General features: G+C 55.7%; 3 protein-coding genes. 2 read left to right on the top strand and 1 reads right to left on the bottom strand.

Annotated features, from left to right (window positions below; genetic code table 11):
• Positions 1-322: 322 nt before the first annotated feature.
• Both DL237_RS20375 and DL237_RS20370 read left to right on the top strand, forming a co-directional pair.
• Positions 323-565 carry a type II toxin-antitoxin system ParD family antitoxin gene (locus DL237_RS20375; protein ID WP_010138160.1) on the top strand — a complete coding sequence of 81 codons (243 nt, stop codon included), beginning with the start codon at positions 323-325 and terminating at the stop codon, positions 563-565.
• A 5-nt stretch (positions 566-570) separates the two neighbouring features.
• Positions 571-891: a type II toxin-antitoxin system RelE/ParE family toxin gene (locus DL237_RS20370; protein ID WP_010138159.1), complete on the top strand. Its 321-nt coding sequence runs from the start codon at positions 571-573 to the stop codon at positions 889-891.
• A 13-nt stretch (positions 892-904) separates the two neighbouring features.
• On the opposite strand, the gene DL237_RS20365 is transcribed toward DL237_RS20370, so the two are convergent.
• Positions 905-1,132, bottom strand: coding sequence for a hypothetical protein (locus DL237_RS20365; RefSeq protein WP_029375162.1), 228 nt, complete (start codon positions 1,130-1,132; stop codon positions 905-907).
• Positions 1,133-1,411 lie beyond the last annotated feature (279 nt).

Here is a 1,411-nt window from a genome sequence, read left to right as displayed (position 1 = left end):
GGCGTCTTGAAAGTGGCCAAAATTGCGGACCTCTTTCATGTTAACTTTCACTCAAATATCTGTAAAAAAATACAAATATAGCATTTCAATGCGGCCAAGAAAGCGGTCACGGAAGAACAGACCGCATGAGCCCGTCAAACGGCGTGTCGCAGCGCTCATGGTCTCGGGAAGGGCAGTATCGGAAAACTGTCTCGCCTGGCTCCCTGGCTGGAATCCGGGCGCAGAAGGACGGTATGGAGCAACGAGCCTATGTTGGGATCGAACATCAGCTTGAAGATTTATGTCAGTATCTGATATGATCGAGCATAGATAGGAGAGTCTGATGCCAAACGTCCACCTGACCGAACCGATGCAGAAATATGTGCAGGCGCAGATCGAGTCCGGCGCCTACGCCAATCTGAGCGAAGTCGTGCGCGCCGGCGTAAGGATGCTGATGGAGAAGGATGGCGCCCGGCAATTCTATGCCCTCAAGGCCGACCTAGAGGAGACAGCCACCTTGGCCGAAAATGGGGATTTCGCCGAGTTCGATGCTCAAGCCTTCGAACCGGATGCGTTTGATCGCTGACCCGCATGACCATTCGACTTTCCGGTCGGGCCAGAGCCGACCTTGAAGAGATCCGTGCCTACACCGTCGAAACTTGGGGCAGGGACCAATGGCTCGCCTATTACCGTCAGTTGGTCACCGCCTTCGAGCGGATCACTGGCGATCCCGACGCGGGCCGGGACAGGAGTCTCTTTGTCCCGGGGATGCGGTCCGTCAACTGCCAGCGTCACGTGATATTCTACAAGCGGCTCGATGCGACGGATGGTGCGGCAGTCATCCTGCGCATCGTGCACCAGCGCCGCAACATGCCCGCGCTCGTCTACTACGAGGATCTCGACGGCGGCTAAGCCATGCGTTTCCTCAATCCAATAGCTCGACCAGTCTTCCATAGTCCTCACTGACCTCGCGCGCCTCCTGAAACGCGCGTTGGCGCTCGGCATCAAGACAGCGGAAGTATTCCTGGATGTCAGCGATGTAGCCCTCGAAATCGGAACGCAGCAGATCGGCATATTCTCGAATGTCGTCTTGCGACTGAGGCAAGAACGGTCGTTCGGGAGGCACGCAGTCCGCCGCTGCGGCTACCGGCATGCTTCCAAGCAGGAACGCGAACAGCAACGGTGCGTTGCGCGCAATAAACAAGCGCAGGGCAAAACTCCTTTGCCGCCTTTAAGATTATCATTCTGTCGGCTATCACCGTTATCGGAGCAAGGCGAACTTCGTCAACACGTTATTATTGTCTTGCTATCATTAATGTTGTTTTGTATCGCTCACGGTGTTGCGACCCCGTGGGCCTGATACTGCACCCAGGCAGAACAAGGACCCAAGGGAAGGCCATGATAGAAGAAGCCCCGAATGTGGTTACAGAAG

It is taken from the genome of Pseudooceanicola sediminis (genome assembly GCF_003575965.1).
GTDB classification, from domain to species: Bacteria; Pseudomonadota; Alphaproteobacteria; order Rhodobacterales; family Rhodobacteraceae; genus Pseudooceanicola; species Pseudooceanicola sediminis.
This window is presented reverse-complemented; position numbering and strand designations above follow the sequence as displayed.